General features: G+C 41.9%; 16 protein-coding genes and 1 other RNA gene. 10 read left to right on the top strand and 7 right to left on the bottom strand.

Translation table 11 applies throughout. From position 1 onward, the window contains the following. Position 1: 1 nt before the first annotated feature. Positions 2-277 (top strand): hypothetical protein, encoded by a 276-nt coding sequence (locus tag EGM47_RS12165; RefSeq protein ID WP_124981091.1) that lies wholly within the window; start codon positions 2-4, stop codon positions 275-277. Continuing rightward, on the top strand, positions 264-800 hold the full coding sequence (locus EGM47_RS12160; protein WP_124981090.1) for a Smr/MutS family protein: 537 nt from the start codon (positions 264-266) through the stop codon (positions 798-800). Before EGM47_RS12165 ends, EGM47_RS12160 begins: the two co-directional genes overlap by 14 nt. On the opposite strand, the gene EGM47_RS12155 is transcribed toward EGM47_RS12160, so the two are convergent. Beyond that, positions 797-1,696, bottom strand: a complete 900-nt coding sequence (locus tag EGM47_RS12155; protein WP_124981089.1) for a hypothetical protein — start codon at positions 1,694-1,696, stop codon at positions 797-799. The genes EGM47_RS12160 and EGM47_RS12155 overlap by 4 nt on opposite strands. A 72-nt stretch (positions 1,697-1,768) precedes the next feature. Between EGM47_RS12155 and EGM47_RS12150 the strand changes: the two genes are divergently transcribed. Beyond that, complete coding sequence (locus EGM47_RS12150) at positions 1,769-2,938, top strand: cysteine desulfurase family protein (RefSeq protein WP_124981088.1); 1,170 nt, start codon at positions 1,769-1,771, stop codon at positions 2,936-2,938. 138 nt (positions 2,939-3,076) lie between these two features. Here EGM47_RS12150 and EGM47_RS12145 read toward each other — a convergent pair whose 3' ends face one another. Both EGM47_RS12145 and EGM47_RS12140 read right to left on the bottom strand, forming a co-directional pair. Next, complete coding sequence (locus tag EGM47_RS12145) at positions 3,077-5,572, bottom strand: carboxypeptidase-like regulatory domain-containing protein (protein WP_124981087.1); 2,496 nt, start codon at positions 5,570-5,572, stop codon at positions 3,077-3,079. Positions 5,573-5,575: 3 nt separating this feature from the next. Continuing rightward, positions 5,576-7,282, bottom strand: coding sequence for a M23 family metallopeptidase (locus tag EGM47_RS12140; protein ID WP_240642439.1), 1,707 nt, complete (start codon positions 7,280-7,282; stop codon positions 5,576-5,578). 118 nt (positions 7,283-7,400) lie between these two features. Between EGM47_RS12140 and EGM47_RS12135 the strand changes: the two genes are divergently transcribed. The 4 genes from EGM47_RS12135 to rny all read left to right on the top strand — a co-directional run bounded on the left by EGM47_RS12135 (position 7,401) and on the right by rny (position 9,765). Next, positions 7,401-7,688: a hypothetical protein gene (locus EGM47_RS12135; protein WP_124981086.1), complete on the top strand. Its 288-nt coding sequence runs from the start codon at positions 7,401-7,403 to the stop codon at positions 7,686-7,688. Positions 7,689-7,690: 2 nt separating this feature from the next. Then, positions 7,691-7,981: a cell division protein ZapA gene (locus EGM47_RS12130; protein ID WP_164510889.1), complete on the top strand. Its 291-nt coding sequence runs from the start codon at positions 7,691-7,693 to the stop codon at positions 7,979-7,981. A 53-nt stretch (positions 7,982-8,034) separates the two neighbouring features. Beyond that, positions 8,035-8,145: non-coding RNA, 6S RNA (gene ssrS, locus EGM47_RS12125), on the top strand. A gap of 45 nt (positions 8,146-8,190) precedes the next feature. Further along, complete coding sequence (gene rny / locus EGM47_RS12120) at positions 8,191-9,765, top strand: ribonuclease Y (protein ID WP_124981084.1); 1,575 nt, start codon at positions 8,191-8,193, stop codon at positions 9,763-9,765. Positions 9,766-10,020: 255 nt separating this feature from the next. Here the strand turns inward: rny and EGM47_RS12115 are convergent, their stop codons facing one another. Then, positions 10,021-10,971, bottom strand: coding sequence for an aldo/keto reductase (locus tag EGM47_RS12115; protein WP_124981083.1), 951 nt, complete (start codon positions 10,969-10,971; stop codon positions 10,021-10,023). Positions 10,972-11,127: 156 nt separating this feature from the next. Further along, positions 11,128-12,024: a site-specific tyrosine recombinase XerD gene (gene xerD, locus EGM47_RS12110; RefSeq protein ID WP_124981082.1), complete on the bottom strand. Its 897-nt coding sequence runs from the start codon at positions 12,022-12,024 to the stop codon at positions 11,128-11,130. A gap of 115 nt (positions 12,025-12,139) precedes the next feature. On the opposite strand from xerD, the gene EGM47_RS12105 reads away from it, so the two are divergent. Both EGM47_RS12105 and aroQ read left to right on the top strand, forming a co-directional pair. Next, entirely contained in the window at positions 12,140-12,748 is a 609-nt protein-coding gene (locus EGM47_RS12105) for a porin family protein (protein ID WP_124981081.1), read from the top strand. Positions 12,749-13,252: 504 nt separating this feature from the next. Next, positions 13,253-13,687 carry a type II 3-dehydroquinate dehydratase gene (gene aroQ, locus EGM47_RS12100; RefSeq protein ID WP_124981080.1) on the top strand — a complete coding sequence of 145 codons (435 nt, stop codon included), beginning with the start codon at positions 13,253-13,255 and terminating at the stop codon, positions 13,685-13,687. Between the two features lie 52 nt (positions 13,688-13,739). Here aroQ and EGM47_RS12095 read toward each other — a convergent pair whose 3' ends face one another. After that, positions 13,740-14,096, bottom strand: coding sequence for a TM2 domain-containing protein (locus tag EGM47_RS12095; RefSeq protein ID WP_124981079.1), 357 nt, complete (start codon positions 14,094-14,096; stop codon positions 13,740-13,742). A 40-nt stretch (positions 14,097-14,136) separates the two neighbouring features. Between EGM47_RS12095 and EGM47_RS12090 the strand changes: the two genes are divergently transcribed. Then, entirely contained in the window at positions 14,137-15,027 is an 891-nt protein-coding gene (locus tag EGM47_RS12090) for a hypothetical protein (RefSeq protein ID WP_124981078.1), read from the top strand. Positions 15,028-15,770: 743 nt separating this feature from the next. Here the strand turns inward: EGM47_RS12090 and lpdA are convergent. After that, positions 15,771-17,162, bottom strand: a complete 1,392-nt coding sequence (gene lpdA, locus EGM47_RS12085; RefSeq protein WP_124981077.1) for a dihydrolipoyl dehydrogenase — start codon at positions 17,160-17,162, stop codon at positions 15,771-15,773. Between the last annotated feature and the right edge of the window lie 74 nt (positions 17,163-17,236).

The following is a 17,236-nucleotide window of genomic DNA, read 5'->3' as shown; positions in this document are numbered from 1 at the left end:
TTTGGTAAAGTTTATAGAATTTTGTAATCAATTAGATAAACGATTTAAAATGTCGATTAAACACAGCTTTAAACAACCATTCAACGGGCTTCTGATAATTTTAGGCGGTACTTTATCGATTTATGCCTTTGTTGTTCCCGGTGTTCTTATCTATTTCAAAATCATTGGATTAATATTTTTGATGGTCGGAGCCTATCGTGCAAGTAAACATTGGGTGAGTCACAAGGACGATCACCTTGATCAAAAAGAGAAAGGAGATAAGGATGCAGCAGTTTAAAAAGGGTGATCGTGTGTTGGTTGTAGATGAGGATCTGGCTGGTGTGGTCGCTTTCGCGAAAGCGGAAAGCATTACGATCAGAACTGAAGAGGGCTTGGAACTCTTGTTTAACGTGAGCGAATTAATTCACGACCGATCTTTTGAGATCAAACATGTTGAAGTCAAGCCAGAAACCGTAGCAAAAAAATCTCTCTCCAGGAGCCAATCCAAGAAGCGTGCTGCCCAAATCCACGCGGTCGAGATTGATCTGCACATTCATCAATTGGTCAAAAATGAGAAAGGAATGGATGCCTACGACAAACTTAATCTACAAATCGATACGGCTCGTCATCGCCTGGAATGGGCAATTCGGGAACGTGTTCCAAAATTGGTTTTTATACATGGGGTAGGGCAAGGTGTTTTAAGGCAGGAATTAGAATTCTTGTTAGATCGCTATTCCGAGGTCACCTATTACGACGCCGACTTCCAGAAATACGGTAGAGGTGCTACAGAAGTTTACATCTATCAGAGTAAAATCAACTAGTTGAATGCTGGTGTAAAAGTGATTGAAAACATCCCGCTCAAGTAGTCTCCAAAATCAAACTCACTCAATAGTATTTCCTTTTCTTCGTTGGCTAAAACCAAGTCCTCAAACATAATACTCACCCTGGCATTTCGCTGTAAAATGTGAATATTATACGCGCTAATCTCTGGGCTGGCTGAGACTGAGGCATTCGGATTGAGGTAATTACTGGAGCCACCAGTCAGGTCATCGGTCGGATTTAAATTTCGGTTGAGATCTTCCTGAATCGTCAGGATTCCGTCATTATCGTCGTCATTATCCAAGTAATCCAATAGGCCGTCGCCATCGGTGTCTCGGCTCAGTGTCATATCGATCACTCCATCTATAATAACCACACCTTCTGCCGCTGTAGGAACATTATCTCCATCATCATCGCTGTCCAATGCATTGATGATTCCATCACCATCAGTATCTTCATTTAATTCTTGATCTGCTGGAATACCGTCTATGTCATCATCAGGGGTTTCGGCTACGGTCAAAATCTGGAAACGACCACCTTCACCATCTAGTGTTTCCACCACCCTAGGGGTGACTGGGGGAACACTGTTACAATAATAGTCACTTCCTGGTGCCTCGTTAAAACGTCTGTACTGGAAGCTGTTGTTTGTATCTAAACTGAATGGGCCAAACACACCATCGGAAACAAGAATATCATCATTGGCATTGAAACTCAGCACCAAACTTTCCCGATTCGTATTATCAGTTTTATGAAACACATATTCAATATTTGTTCCCACCTGGGCGGGTTCACAAGCTTGTAGGGCAATACCCTCAAATTCAAAGTCGTTAGTAATGATATCTCCATCGTCACAACCCAGTAAAACGATAGGAATTAAAAGGTATAGCAATTTCTTCATGGATACAAAAGTAGGTAATCAATATCAAGCCTTAAAACGGGTAATTTATGGCAAATATTCTACTTTTGCGATATGAAACAAGTGTATTTAGACAGCGCGGCCACGACACAAATGAGGCCTGAGGTCATTGAACGAATGACCCAGGTAATGCAAGATTCTTACGGAAACCCCAGCAGTACCCATGCTTATGGTAGATCTGCTAAATCACTCATTGAAAATGCACGTAAGAATATTGCCAAGCAACTCAATGTTTCTGCTGCCGAAATTATTTTTACTTCTGGTGGAACTGAAGCTGATAATTTGGCGATTCACAGTTGTATTCGTGACCTTGGGGTCAAACGCATTATCACCACCTCCATCGAGCACCATGCGGTTCTTTATATCGTCGATTATTGTGCCCAGAAATATGGAACCGAAGTCGTGCAAGTAAAATTGCAAGACTGCGGTACGCCTAATTATCTGGATTTGGAGCGCTTATTGTCTAGCAGTGATGAGAAAACATTGGTCTCCCTAATGCATATCAATAACGAAATCGGAAACCGTCTTGATATAGATCGAGTTGGTGCTTTGTGCAAAAAATATAATGCCTTGTTTCACAGTGACTGCGTGCAAAGCATTGGTCACTATGAAATGGATCTGAATAAGCTACCAGTTGATTTTACGGCAGTGAGTGCGCATAAATTTCATGGACCTAAAGGTGTAGGTTTTGCTTTTATCAGAAAAGGTACTGGATTAAAGCCTCTAATTTTAGGTGGATCACAAGAACGAGGGATTCGTGCGGGTACAGAAAGTGTGCACAATATTGTGGGAATGGATCTGGCGTTGCAAATGGCTTATGACAACCTAGAAGCCGATCGCGCGTATGTTCAAGACTTAAAGGATTATTTTAAAACCCAATTGACCGAAAAAATCCCTGGGGTCAAATTCAACGGCAAATGTGGCGATCACGAAAACAGCACCTATACCTTGCTTAACGTTTGCCTCCCTTGCCCAGCCGATAAAGCGGCGATGTTGTTATTTACCATGGACCTCAAGGGCATCGCCTGTTCTAAAGGTAGTGCCTGTCAAAGTGGCTCCCAAAAAGGTTCCCACGTACTTTCCAGTATCTTACCTGAAGAGGATTTGCAAAAACCTAGCTTGCGATTCAGTTTTTCCATCTTCAACACAAAAGATGAGCTTGATTACGTAGTCAACGTGTTGCTGGAGTATCTGGAAGGGGTGGCGGTAAGTTCTGAGCGGTAAGATTGAGAATGAAGATGGGTAAAGTTAGATAATACTGAAAGTCGGTTGAGTTATCCCTTTTGAGTACTGTACATCTACTTAAGCCTCCATCCAATGCCATCCATGTCATCTGATTTTTAAATGATCAGTTTCCTTCACCTACATTTTGGCAATTAAACGCAGATTAAAAACCCTTGGCGTCAGGCGCACTGGTACCGCATACTGCGAACTGGTAGCTACATCGCGAACCCATAGGTTAGATATATTGTTTTCGTAATCAAAAATGTTATAGATCTGGGCACCAATGGAAAACTCTTCAAAGTTTTGGAGCCAGCTGCCAGCTTTGGCCTTTTTCTTTTCGTCTACTAACACAAATTGTACTCCCAAATCTGCCCTGAAATAATCTTTCAATCTAAATTGAAAATCATAAGGATCTGCATAGCTGGGGGAGCCGCCAGGTAAACCTGTGCTGTACACCATATTTAGGTAGGCTCGCAAATTGGGTATGGTGGGTACGTAATCCTGAAATAGAAATGCGGCTTTCAGTCTTTGGTCGGTAGGGCGGGAGATAAATCCGCGATCATTTAAGTTTTCTTCAGTCTTGAGGTAACCCAAGGATATCCAGCTCTCTGTTCCTTTAATAAACTCCCCGATCAATCTAACATCAAGTCCGTAAGCATAAGCTTTCGCCTCATTGTTGGCTCTATATCTAATACGAACGTTTTCCAACGTGTAGGTGTTCACATCGCTCAGGCTTTTGTAATAAGCCTCACTGGTTAACTTAAAAGGCCTCTTTTCTCCGTCCCGGGAGATCCAGTCAAAACTCCAATCATTTCCTAGCACGAAGTGAATGGAGCGCTGGGCTTTGACCTCAGGCACAACCGCACCTTGCCGATCCCGTAATTCACGGTAAAAAGGCGGTTGATAGTATAATCCTGAGGAAAACCTAAATAACATATCCGTTTGTTCCCAAGCTGGCTTCATGGCTACCTGACCTCTAGGTGAAAAGACAGTTTGGGTAGTACTTTGAATGTCATCTCCACTCACATTCCACGTGTGAGACCGCAAACCAGCATTCCAGAAGAATTCGCTTTGTCCTAAGTAACCACGACTGCTATATTGGGCAAATGCCTGAAATCTGGTGACACGCACATCATTATCAGCCCGCACAGACTCAAAAGGCTCCAATGGGGCAACAAACGAAAAATAGGGCTCATCATTGGCCGGGAAATTGGGCGGTCTTACGTTGAACCCTGCACTGTCAATTACAGTATATTCTCGTACGCGATCGCGAATGTCTTCCAGATTGTATTTGACTCCCCAATCCAATTGATCCTTTTCCTTCTTCTCAGAATCAATGGTTAAGGTTCCACGGTGTTCAGCGGTGACAATTAACGCGTCCAGATCGTTGCGACCGTGATCCAGCTCGCTTCCAATTGCCCGGGTAAAGTCCACCTGTCCCAAGTCGTTCCCACCAATATCTGTATTGGGGCGTCCAATGCGATAACTCCCGAGAATGTCAAAATGCTCTTGTTCTTGAGTGTGATAAACGCTTCCAATAAATCTTAGATTCAAGTTTTCAGTAGCATCATAACTCGCTTTCATGGCACCAAAGTAAGTCTCGTATTGATCGTCTTCCTGACCTTGGTAATTAATAATTAATGCCTGTGCATCATCTACCGTTCCAAAATTGGTCTGCGATTGAATAGGGGTAAACTCATAGGAATTGATGGCGATGTTCCCCAAAAAACTCAATTCAAATTTGGGATTGAGCTGATAGGTGAGATACGTCTGCGCATCAAAAAAAACGGGTACGCTGATGGCCTCAGTTTCCCGGCTGTTAATGAATAAACTGTTATTTCTGTATCGTAAGCCTAGTATTCCTGTAGCCGCTTTCGCGAAAGCGTCACCTTCCACATAGGCATTGACACCCAAAAGGCTTGCGTCAATTCCTGCCCCAAAATCGGTTGGCCTTCGATAATCGATGTCTAGGACTGAACTCAATTTATCACCGTATTTGGATTGAAAGCCCCCGGCACTAAAGTTGACGTCCCGTACGAGATCAGCATTAACAATACTTAAACCCTCCTGTTGCCCGCTGCGAATTAAAAAAGGTCGGTAAACCTGAATTTCATTGATATATACGAGGTTTTCATCATAATTCCCACCGCGCACACCGTATTGTGTACTCAACTCATTGTTAGAAATGACGCCTGGCAGTGATTTGAGCAAATTTTCTACACCAGGCTGAACGCCGATCATGCTTCTGATCAAGGTAGGTTCAATATTACTGATGCCTCTGAAATCTCTGGTTCTGATATTCTCCAGGGTAATTAGTTCTATCTGTTCGACCTTGTCACTCATCACTGGATTAAATTCAAAAACTGCTTTTCCATCTAATTGAAGGTTTTGCAGCTCCACTGGTTGAAAGCCTATCGAACTAAAACGCAGGGTGAACTCGTTATTTTTAGGAACACTAAGCCTATAAAAGCCTGTCGCATCAGTTGTAGTTCCCAAGGATGTTCCTACAACATTTACATTGATGTTCTCAATGGGCTGATTGTTTTCATCCAATACTATACCCTGGATGATAGCGTTCTGGGCACTGGCCCAGGAACAGGCCATCAGGGTGATGATCAAAAGGTAATATCTCAAATTCTAGCTTTTGCGGTAAAAAGTGGTCTCAAATGTAGTGCTATTTCCCACATTATCGGTCACAATTACCTTGAGTTGGTTTTCGGTATCTGTAACGACGCCATCTGCAAAATCGTGTGTAAGTACACCAGTTTTATAATCGTATTCCATCAGGATGAATTTGCCATTGACGGTGGCTCGATAACCATCCACACCCGTATCAGCATCGGCGATTTTGATTTTCAGAGTTTTATTCCAGCTGATCCAAGCATTTCTGTCAAAATTCACCGGACTAATTGTGGGTGGAGTATCATCCTTACTGATGGCATATGTTCCCAGTGTACGCGTGCTGGCCGTTAATTTGTTTTGCTTGCGTTTAGTGTTGACGTGATATACCGCACCCCAATCAGTGACTCTGCCTATGTAATACTGGTTAAGGTTGTCCTGCACCTTGGCATCCAACTCAAATGAAATATGCATGTTTTTATGCAGGGGAATGAGGTCCTCATGTATTTTAAGCGTGTCGCCTTGCTGTGTGATGTCCAAAAGCGCATTCTCATACAGTGCCCCTTTAGGGATGGTCAATCCAAATGGCCCATATTTTTGACTGTAGGTCTGCGAATGACTCACAAAGGTGAGGTTAGGGTTGGCATCTACGTACAATTCGCTAGGTATTGAATCATTTGTAATGCTCATGTCGATCTGACTTAAATTACCTTGATAATCCTTGATTTGAATTTGATAGGTATGGGTAGCTCCATCCTCATAGAGCTGCAGTACGCCATCGTTCACATGATCTTCATAAAGACTCAGCGGGCTTCCTTTGGGGACGTAGAGCTTCATGATTCTGCTTTTGGTGTTTTTAAAATGCTCGTAATCGATCATCTGGTTGATGTATCGGGTTTCAGAAAATGCATATTTATCAAAGGTCATTTCAAAATTTTTGGAACCGTTGAATGTGGTACATACGTTGTAAATCCCATTCTGGTTATAGGCACCATCTTGTTGGTCATTGGTATTGACTCCTATGCCTATTTCTCCGTAAGCGCGGAATGACTCCACCTTGTACCTTCCACCTTTCATAGGAATTATGCGTAAGAGTTTAGGTTTGTTTTCTCCATCGATGGTAGAACTTTCATCCAAGGGATATACTTTTACTTGCTTGACCAAAGGAGGTCTGGAATCAGGGACCTGGATACCTAGCATCATTGGATTCATAGGTCGGGCAGCAGCATCACGTAGTTCAAAATGCAAGTGGGGTCCTCCGCTTCCGCCTGAATTTCCACTATAAGCCACCACTTCACCTTGATCTACCCGCAGTTCTAAATCGTTGGGGAAGAGTTGAATCGTATAGCTTTCTTTTTCGTACTGTTTCTTTTTGACGTAAGCCTCGATTCTGGGGGCAAATTTTTCCAAGTGAGCATAGACACTGGTGTAACCGTTAGGGTGGGTAATGTAAAGTGCTTTTCCATAACCATATCGCTCAATTTTTATTCTAGAAACATATCCTGCAGCTGTGGCATGGACTTGAGCGCCAGTGCGCTGATTTGTTTTAATGTCCAATCCGCTGTGGAAATGATTAGAGCGCAACTCGCCAAAAGTACCGCTTAGAATCAAGTCAATATCCAGCGGATTGACAAAGTAATCCTTGGGGAGTTGCTGGGTTTGGCTTTCGCCAAAATGGAAACTGAAAAGGGGTAGGATAAGTAATCCAATAAAATGTCGCATCATGAGTTAAATATATGTAGTGCCAAAGGATTATGAAAAGCTTTTCAAACTTTGTTCCATAAATATTTGAATTGTTGTTTTGGAATCCTAGATTTGTAGAGATTGCATTTAATTTGCCTTTATGCCCACATTAACGTCCCAAATTTCGGAAATTGAGCTCAGGATCAAGCGCTTGATAGAAGAAAACACCAGACTGAAGGCCCAAATGAAAGATCAAGAACAGCGTGTTTTGTCTTTAGAAAAGGACCAGAAAGCGCTTATGGAATCCTTAAAGGCCAGTGAGGACAGAAATGTTGCATTGAAAACGGCAAATGCGATGCTAGGTAGTGATGATTACAAAACAAAAACAAAGCTCAAAATAAACGCACTGATCAGGGAAATTGATCAATGTATCACACAATTGACTTAAAGGTGGCAGATAGACTCAAAATCAAAATATCGATTGCAGACAGGGTGTATCCGTTGACCATCGACCCCTCAAGGGAAGAAGGTTTACGTAAAGCTGCTAAAAATATTGAGGCGATGATCAAACAGCTGGAACAGAGCTATGCCGTGAGGGATAAACAAGATGTTCTGGCCATGTGTGCCTTGCAGTTTGCGGCAAAATCAGAGCAAATTAAAATAGATGACCAGGCTGACGTAGAGCAAGCCAAGGACCGATTAGAGGTCTTGAAAAACTTGCTCGACCAGCAATTGTCATAATCGTTCTTTAAACATAAGAAGTCATTACCTGCACTTGTTTCATTTTTTGGTGAACTCAACACATAATTCTTTAAAAAGGGTGAATCGTGGTTGTAAAAGCAAGCCGGACCTATGGGCCGGATCCTTGATCAGCCAGCTAGCTCTAAACTTTATTTAAGGAGTTCATACAAAACCCAAACTTGTGCAGGTTTTTTTATATATATAAACCAATGGAACCAAATACAATTATAGCCGCAATAGTGGCATTAGTCATAGGCCTGGCAATAGGCTTTTTTATCGCAAAATCCATCGTTGAAAAAGGTAAGGCATCCAGCCTCATCGCCAACGCCAAAAAGGACGCAGAAAATATCCTCAAGGAGGCCGAGGCAAAAGGGGAAAAAATCACAAACGATAAGCTCTACCGAGGAAAGGAAAAATTCATGGATCTCAAGGCCAAACATGAAAAGGAGATCATGGCCAGAGAAAAGAAAATGAGTGATGCTGAAAAGCGTGCCAAGGACAAAGAATCCAAAGTCTCCAGTGAGTTAGCTAAAAATAAAAAACTCAACCAGACACTAGAAAACAAGCTTGCTGAAGTAGAAGAGAAACGCAATTCCGTCTATAAAAAGATGGAAGAGGTAGAAAAAATGCACGACAGTCAGGTAAAACAACTGGAGGTTATCAGCGGTATGTCTGGCGAGGACGCCAAAAAACAGTTGGTGGAAACCTTAAAAGATAAAGCCAAAACCGAGGCCATGTCTATTGTCCAAACGACGATTGAAGAAGCAAAGCTTACCGCTCAACAAGAAGCTCGTAAGGTGATTATCAACACCATTCAACGCATTGGAACCGAAGAGGCGGTAGAAAACTGCGTTAGCGTATTTAACCTTGAAAGTGATGACGTGAAAGGACGAATCATCGGTAGGGAAGGTAGAAATATCCGCGCTATTGAGGCCGCTACCGGAGTAGAAATTATCGTAGATGATACCCCAGATGCTATCATCCTTTCTTGTTTTGACGCTGTGAGAAGAGAAGTGGCCCGTTTGTCTCTTCATAAGTTGGTAACCGACGGTAGAATTCACCCTGCGCGAATAGAAGAAGTCGTACGTAAGACCAGAAAACAAATCGATCAGGAAATTGCTGAAGTAGGTAAACGAACTGTGATTGATTTAGGTATCCACGGACTACATCCAGAACTCATTAAGATGGTGGGACGCATGAAATACCGTTCCTCTTATGGTCAGAACTTGCTTCAACACAGTAGGGAGGTAGCGAAATTATGTGGAACGATGGCGGCTGAATTAGGTCTTAATGCCAAGTTGGCCAAACGCGCTGGATTATTACACGATATAGGAAAAGTGCCAGAAACAGAAGATGAAACACCACACGCTATTCTAGGAATGAAATTGGCCGAAAAGCACGGAGAAAAACCAGAAGTATGTAACGCCATTGGAGCACACCATGACGAAATTGAAATGACCTCGCTCTTGTCACCAATTATTCAGGTCTGTGATGCTATCAGTGGAGCACGTCCTGGAGCGAGAAGGCAGGTCTTGGATTCCTATATCCAACGATTGAAAGATCTAGAGGATATTGCCTTTGGATTCAAAGGTGTGGAAAAGGCTTATGCCATCCAAGCAGGTCGCGAACTTCGTGTGATGGTCGAGAGTGAAAAGATCAACGACGATCGTGCAGCACAATTGTCCTTTGAGATTTCCCAAAAAATACAAACTGATATGACGTATCCGGGTCAGGTAAAGGTTACGGTGATCCGTGAAACCAGAGCTGTCAATATCGCCAAGTAGAGGTCTTATTTCCCCCTAAAATGTAAAACCGTTGGAGCTTTTGGTTCCAACGGTTTTTTGTTTGGAAAAGAGGGCCCCTAACTCCTCTATTTCCGCATTTATAAATGAACGTATTGACGAATTCGGTAGGAATAAATCCACTTTACTCAAATAGATCTTTACCCAGTCAAATGATATGCCCTAAGCTCAATACAAACGCTTGAGACAAATATGCTATAGGGCTGTTTGAATTAAAATACCCAGTACTGGGTATTTTTATTCGTCGTAAATATTGGGATATCCCTTTTCTGGTACCTGATAAAATTTGCCAGTCACATATCGATAGTGACGATCCATCTCGGCCAGTTTTTTTAAATCTTCTTTGTCAAAGAAAACCGCATCTGAAGCAGCCAGATTTTCTTTGATTCGGCCCTCATTGGTAGATTTAGGAATGACAGCCGTTCCGCGATGAGCACTCCAGGCGATCAGGACCTGCCCTGGAGTGGCCTGATGTTTATGGGCGATGGACTTGATCGTGTCGTTTTCCAACATATTGGGTTCGTCTTCTTGTTTCATACCTTCACTACGGTCACCACTGCCCAGAGGAGAATAGCCTGTGAGATGTATTCCCTTTTCTGCACAGTATTCAAACAAGTCATTTTGTTGTAACAAAGGGTGAAGTTCCACCTGGTTCATCTCTGGAATTTCTGAGGTTTTATCCAACAATTCATCTAATTTTTTAGTAGAAAAATTGGAGACCCCGATGTGTTTCACCTTACCTTGTTTTTTAAGCTCGACCATAGCTTCCCATGTTTCATGAATTGGGGCTTCTTGCGGTGTCAAGTAATCTTGAGGTCCATCTGGCATTTGGACATTGGGCTTGAATGCAACCGGCCAGTGAATCAAATAAAGATCTAGATAATCCAGTTGCAAGTCTTTTAAGGTGTTTTCAAGCGCTGGGGCTACATCATCCTTGAGATGCGCATTATTCCATAATTTTGAGGTAATCCAAATATCTTCCCTTTTGATTTTCCCTTCAGAAAAGACTTCGTTGAATGCCTCACCTATTTCTTGTTCGTTTCCATAGATGGCAGCACAGTCAATATGCTTATATCCCGCATTTAGGGCGGTTTTGATGGCTTTTTTTACTTCTCCCGGTTTTGATTTCCAGGTTCCTAATCCGATGGCAGCCAGTTGGTCGCCGTTGGCAAAATTTAATGATTTCATTGGTATGGTGTATTAAATGATATACGTATTAATGATCAATTGTATAAAGTTAGCTTTCGCGAAAGCGTACACAAAATTATCCCTCTGGATTATCATAACTTTAGGACAAGTAAGCGCCTCATTTTTTCAATCTGGTGTTCCACAGAAAGCGCTATATCAAGCTCTCGGATGATGTGTCTCCAGCACTTTTGATAGATGTGCTTTATCCACGTGCATATAAATTTCAGTGGTAGTGATGCTTTCATGACCCATCATCATTTGGATGGATCGCAAATCTGCACCATTTTGTAAAAGGTGGGTGGCAAAGCTATGTCTAAAGGTATGCGGACTCACCTTTTTTTTGATACCTGCTTTGGCCGCAAGTTGTTTGATTACATGAAAGATCATCGCTCTGGTCAGTCCAGCACCTCGCCTATTGAGGAATAAAGTGTCCGTATGGCCCGACTTTGTAGGAATGTGAATTCGTACCTCATTGATGTACAACTGAATAATTTCTATGGTATAAAGTCCAATGGGAACAAATCGTTGTTTGTCACCTTTTCCCAATACCTTAATAAAGCCTTCGTCAAAAAAGAGGTCACTTATCTTTAATGTGATAAGTTCGCTTACCCGTAACCCACAGCCATATAAAGTTTCTACTATGGTTCTGTTGCGTTCACCCTCAGGTGTGCTTCTGTCGATAGCCTGGATCATTGAATCGATCTCTTTAGTGCTGAGACTGTCTGGCAATTTGCGACCTATTTTAGGGCTTTCCATCAGTTCCAGCGGATGGTCATCCCGGTAACCTTCCAGCATCAAGTAATTAAAAAAGGCCTTCAGACTGCTCAAGTTTCGTGCCTGTGATCTGGGTTGTACGGTTTTGGCAAGACTATATAAATAGGTGCGTAAAACTTCTTGATTGATATCAATTGGAGTGGCTGATTCAGAAGAGTGGTCTAACCAAACGGTCAACTTACTCAAGTCTCGTGTGTAAGCCTTAATGGTATTCTCAGATAGACCGCGTTCGAGTCTACAATATTGGTAAAAGTCCTTGGCGGCATGGCTCCACTGCATTTTTTAATGAAATTTTATGGTATTATAATAAAAAAATAAGAATTCACAAGGCTTTCACATTTCCGCACCAAGCGTATTTCTAGTTTAGCATCAACTTAAAACTAAAACTAAAACTATGAAAAAGATTTTATTGATTGCAATAATGACCTTGATGGGATCGGGGTTATTGGCCGCCCAAGAAATAGATTTTGGAGTGCGTGCTGGAGTTAACTTTGCAAAACTTCAAGGAGATAACGTAGAAGATGCAGATGGTCGCACTGGAATTATGGTGGGATTGGTTGGAGAGTATATGTTCAGCGATGCTTTTGGACTGCAAGCAGAAGCCATTTATTCTCAACAAGGCTTGCAAAGCGAAACTACATTTGGTGGTTCTACTTTGGAACAGGAACTCAATTTGAATTATATTAATGTACCAGTTCTTGCAAAATTTTACTTAGGCGGTAGTGGTTTGGCCATTGAAGCGGGACCTCAGGTTGGGTTTTTAGTAGGCGATAGTTATGAAATCAATGGTGAAGAGGTAGAAGATGACTTGGGAGCAGAGACAATTGACCTGAGTGCAGGTGGCGGATTGTCCTATAAATTTAAGGAAGGATCAACGTTGGAAGGACTTAGTGCAACCGCACGTTACATGATTGGATTGAGCAATATCTATGAGGATGATGACACCTTTGGAGATGATTTAACCAATTCGGTGCTTTCTCTTTCTATCGGATATAAATTCTAGAAATTAAAATTCAATTTTTATAAAAATGCTCTCCATCCGAGGGCATTTTTTTGTTCTTTTATTTAAAACTGCTGAGGTGCCTTTACCGGGAGGTGCAATAAGTTTTACCAATTATTTCACCGAGGATTTGCAAACAACCTTAGATGAGAATGAAGCGAACGGTGTACAATTTTTTCCGATCAAGCTTACTGATATTTTTCGTTTTTAGACATTCTGATTTTGGGATGGGTGAGGGTTAGGGCATGCGGTAGGTATCACAGATGGTAAAAAAAGCGGTTTCCTCTAATGGCCCAAAGTGGTTTTGATGGGCTAGCTCTCTTATTTTCCTTAGGTTGCCAAGGCATTGTCTTGGAAGATGTTGAATGGATTTCCTCTTAAATAGGGGGTGCCCATTCATTCTATAATGATCCTCTCATATTATTTGTGACAGGAGTGTACTAAATATGGCGGCGGTTTTTTTTGATATCGCTTTCGCGAAAGCATCAACCCTACTATCTTTAACCTATGAAACTACTTATTATCAATGGTCCAAACCTCAATTTGCTAGGTCGGCGCGAGCCAGACGTATATGGCGAGACGTCGTTTGAGGATTATTTCAGCGAATTACAGTTCAAATTCCGCGAGGTGGAATTGGCACATTTTCAATCCAATGTTGAGGGAGAATTAATTAACAAACTTCACGAAGCAGACAAGGAAGAGTTCGATGGTGTTATTTTAAACGCTGCAGGATATACCCACACTTCTGTGGCCTTGGGTGATGCAGTGGCTGCCATCGAGGCACCAGTTGTTGAGGTACATATAAGTAATGTCATGGATCGCGAAGACTACAGGCATACCTCCTTTATTTCCAAGAATGCCGTAGGCGTGATTTCAGGATTTGGATTGGATAGTTATCGACTGGCTATTCTAAGTTTTATGGAGCAAGAACAAGGAAAATAAAAAAAGCCTGCTAATCAAAAGAATAGCAGGCTTTGGATAATAGTATGATTTGTTATAGACCAGGATAGTTTCCGGTCAAAATATCAATCAAATCAATCAATGCCCATATACCTAAACCTCCTAGTGTTAAGATAAATAGAATGTTCCAGCCAATTGGACTGCCTAAATACCATCTGTGACCAGCAACAAAGCCTAAGAAAAACCAAAGCAAAGTAGCGATGGTCTGGCTTTCAGACCAAAGTACAGCCGCAGGTGAGCTTATAACAGTTGATGTTTTTTCAACAGTTGAACCGTTGTCCAACAATACAGTTTCCTGCGTGGTTTGTCTCTCTACCGGGAAAGAGGCATAGCTGAGTCCACTGACTAGCATGAAAAGGCTCATAAGAGCAATAGTTAATTTGGTTTTCATAAAAAATGAATTAAGTTATATTTACCAAATATAAAAGAATATGAGAATATATATAACGGTCGGCTTTCTGCTGGCCAATTTTTTTATCGGCTGGACCCAAGAGTATGAATATTTGGGTTTGTTAAAACTTCCTGACAGCTCGCTAATGACTTATAAAGTCAGTTTTGATGTAGAAAAAGGAAAGATCAAAGGTTATTCTTATACTGATTTGAATGGAGAGCATGAAACTAAGTCCAGCATTGTAGGGACCTTCAATGATAAAGATAACCACATCACTTTCCGTGAAGTCGACATGATCTACACCAAATCAAAGATCACCAAACTTGATTTTTGTTACTTATATGTAGATGGAACCTTGCGCAAATTAAATAATCGCGCAAGCATCAATGGTCATTTCCAAAGTTATTATGATGATCTTACCCCATGCCTGCGTGGTGAAATAGAAATGAATGTGGCTGAACGAATTAATCAACGCATACAAAAGTCCAAACGTAAAATCAACCGAAGCAATCGGGTGGCAGATAGCATCAAAGAAAAAATTAATCTGGATAAAATGTATAACCGTTACTCCAAGAATGCGTTACAAGGAGGTGAGACGGTAAGCCTAATTTGGCCTGATGAATACCTCAAACTTGTCATCTGGGATGATGGTGAGGAGGATAATGACCAAATCGATTTGATCATCAACGGCAATAAAATCCTGAATGGCTTTGTTCCTGTCAACAAAAAGAAAGAAATGGAGTTAACGCTCATTGACCCAATCAACACGATTTCCATTCAAGCGATCAATGAGGGTCAAAAACCACCCAATACCGCCAAAGTCCAGCTGATAAAGAAAAACGGTGAGGTTGTGGATCTGGTTTCACAATTAAAAAAAGGTGAAAAGGTCACTTTTATGTTCTACAAGAAGAATCCTTACTCCCCCAACTAATTTTTTTTAGCGTTATTGTTTCAAACCAATACACCATCACGGGCTTTATTGGTGGCGAATCAAAACTAAAAAGCCATGAAAAATCAAAGTGTATTTGGTTTTTGTCTCTAACTCTTAAATATTTGCTTCATCAAGGCCTCTGAAAATAATTCATCCGATCTTCCCTACCTCATTGCCAGGCTACCTAATTTTGTTCATTACCAAGTTTCAGTAACCGCCGAGCTTAAATAACATGCCAGCATCGGGTTATTCTAACATCTAGGACTCAGCTTGTCCTGTCAATACGCTCTTCGAATCGCGCACAAGTGGAGTTCGTAGAGAGGCTTCACGGCTGAATTTAAAAACCTATACCGATAGTTATTATCATCCCATCTCGACCTTGGCATCCCAAGTTGATCCCTCGTGCACATCTATGAGTGAGATATCAGGCCAAAAAACTAATCTTTGTTGATTTAAGGTATGGATAGGACTTGCTCACCAGAACTAAGGTCCTAGATTTGCCTACCTCTACATGGCGCCTGTAAACACTAACGGTAGGCACAGGTATCAGGTTTTAACCTGGGCAAAGGTGCTAGCTGAGGTTGTAAAAAAAGGTCGTCTTAAAACAACCTTGGAATGTCTATCTAAGCTGGTTAAAGTGTTGTACCTATTGATTTACAATAAGTCTTTAACAAGCTCAAGCCGACTCTTTTACTGATTGTTTTAAGACGACCTCAATTGTATAATTGAAGTTATATATCTGGCTATATGTGGATCACTTCGTCATAAGCTGCGGCTACGGCTTCCATTACAGCTTCACTCATCGTTGGGTGAGGATGAACAGCCTTCAGAACTTCGTGTCCAGTAGTTTCTAATTTACGGGCCACTACTGCTTCGGCGATCATGTCTGTAACTCCAGCACCAACCATGTGGCACCCTAACCATTCGCCATACTTAGAATCAAAAATTACCTTGACAAACCCATCGCTATTTCCGCTAGCCTTGGCTTTACCAGAGGCCGAGAAAGGAAATTTACCCACTTTGATCTCATAACCTTGTTCTTTGGCCTGAGCTTCTGTCAATCCTACGCTGGCAATCTCTGGGGTAGAATAAGTACATCCTGGAATATTTCCATAGTCCAAAGGCTCTACGTGCATACCTGCGATTTTTTCCACACACAAAATACCTTCAGCGCTGGCCACATGGGCAAGAGCGGGTCCGGCAGTGATATCTCCAATGGCATAGTAACCTGGGAGATTTGTTTGGTACCATTTGTTGACCAATACTTTACCTCTGTCGGTAGAAATACCTACATCTTCCAATCCGATGTTCTTGATGTTGGTTTCAATCCCCACAGCGCTCAATACCACATCTGCTTCTAGTACTTCTTCGCCTTTTTTTGTTTTTACATGGGCTTTGACACCGCTACCTGAAGTATCAACCTTGGTAACTTCACTGGAAGTCATGACTTTGATACCTGATTTTTTAAAGCTGCGTTCCATTTGTTTTGAGACGTCCACATCTTCTACGGGAACAATGCGGTCCAGGTATTCCACGATGGTCACCTCTGTACCCATGGCATTGTAGAAGTAAGCAAATTCGACGCCTATAGCGCCTGAACCTACCACAATTAATTTTTTGGGTTGCTTCTTTAACGTCATGGCTTCTCTATAACCGATGACTTTTTCACCGTCCTGTGGCAGCGAAGGCAACTCTCTTGATTTTGCCCCAGTAGCGATAATAATATGTTTGGCCTCTAGGGTAGAGGTGGAGCCATCTTCTGCTTTGACCTCTATCTTTTTTCCTTTTTTCAAGGTTCCATAACCCATGATGACGTCGATCTTGTTCTTTTTCATCAAGAATTGGACACCCTTACTCATTCCATCGGCTACGTCACGGGATCGCTTGACAACCGCATCAAAATCCTTATCCACATTATCGGCCTTGAGGCCATAATCTTCGGCGTGGTTCAGGTAATTGAATACGTCGGCACTTTTGATCAAGGCCTTGGTGGGAATACAGCCCCAGTTCAAACATACACCACCCAGGGATTCCTTTTCCACTACTGCGGTCTTCAGTCCCAATTGTGAAGCACGAATAGCGGTTACATATCCGCCGGGTCCACTACCTAAAACGATCACGTCATAGTTACTCATATCAGTCATATTTTTAAGAGCTGTAAAAATATAGAATAAAGCTGTAACGATCGTATTTTTGCATAAGCTTATTC

The sequence above is a fragment of the Nonlabens xiamenensis genome, assembly GCF_003865345.1.
Taxonomy (GTDB): Bacteria; Bacteroidota; Bacteroidia; order Flavobacteriales; family Flavobacteriaceae; genus Nonlabens; species Nonlabens xiamenensis.
The sequence above is the reverse complement of the archived record's forward strand: the minus strand, read 5'-3'. Positions and strand labels throughout refer to the sequence as shown.

What these genes read in the sequence shown, in the direction of transcription:
- EGM47_RS12160 (WP_124981090.1), top strand. Translation starts at nt 264, where the DNA reads ATGCAGCAGTTTAAAAAGGGTGATCGTGTGTTGGTTGTAGATGAGGAT.
- EGM47_RS12155 (WP_124981089.1), bottom strand. Translation starts at nt 1,696, where the DNA reads ATGAAGAAATTGCTATACCTTTTAATTCCTATCGTTTTACTGGGTTGT.
- EGM47_RS12150 (WP_124981088.1), top strand. Translation starts at nt 1,769, where the DNA reads ATGAAACAAGTGTATTTAGACAGCGCGGCCACGACACAAATGAGGCCT.
- EGM47_RS12140 (WP_240642439.1), bottom strand. Translation starts at nt 7,282, where the DNA reads ATGATGCGACATTTTATTGGATTACTTATCCTACCCCTTTTCAGTTTC.
- EGM47_RS12135 (WP_124981086.1), top strand. Translation starts at nt 7,401, where the DNA reads ATGCCCACATTAACGTCCCAAATTTCGGAAATTGAGCTCAGGATCAAG.
- rny (WP_124981084.1), top strand. Translation starts at nt 8,191, where the DNA reads ATGGAACCAAATACAATTATAGCCGCAATAGTGGCATTAGTCATAGGC.
- EGM47_RS12115 (WP_124981083.1), bottom strand. Translation starts at nt 10,971, where the DNA reads ATGAAATCATTAAATTTTGCCAACGGCGACCAACTGGCTGCCATCGGA.
- xerD (WP_124981082.1), bottom strand. Translation starts at nt 12,024, where the DNA reads ATGCAGTGGAGCCATGCCGCCAAGGACTTTTACCAATATTGTAGACTC.
- EGM47_RS12105 (WP_124981081.1), top strand. Translation starts at nt 12,140, where the DNA reads ATGAAAAAGATTTTATTGATTGCAATAATGACCTTGATGGGATCGGGG.
- aroQ (WP_124981080.1), top strand. Translation starts at nt 13,253, where the DNA reads ATGAAACTACTTATTATCAATGGTCCAAACCTCAATTTGCTAGGTCGG.
- EGM47_RS12095 (WP_124981079.1), bottom strand. Translation starts at nt 14,096, where the DNA reads ATGAAAACCAAATTAACTATTGCTCTTATGAGCCTTTTCATGCTAGTC.
- EGM47_RS12090 (WP_124981078.1), top strand. Translation starts at nt 14,137, where the DNA reads ATGAGAATATATATAACGGTCGGCTTTCTGCTGGCCAATTTTTTTATC.
- lpdA (WP_124981077.1), bottom strand. Translation starts at nt 17,162, where the DNA reads ATGAGTAACTATGACGTGATCGTTTTAGGTAGTGGACCCGGCGGATAT.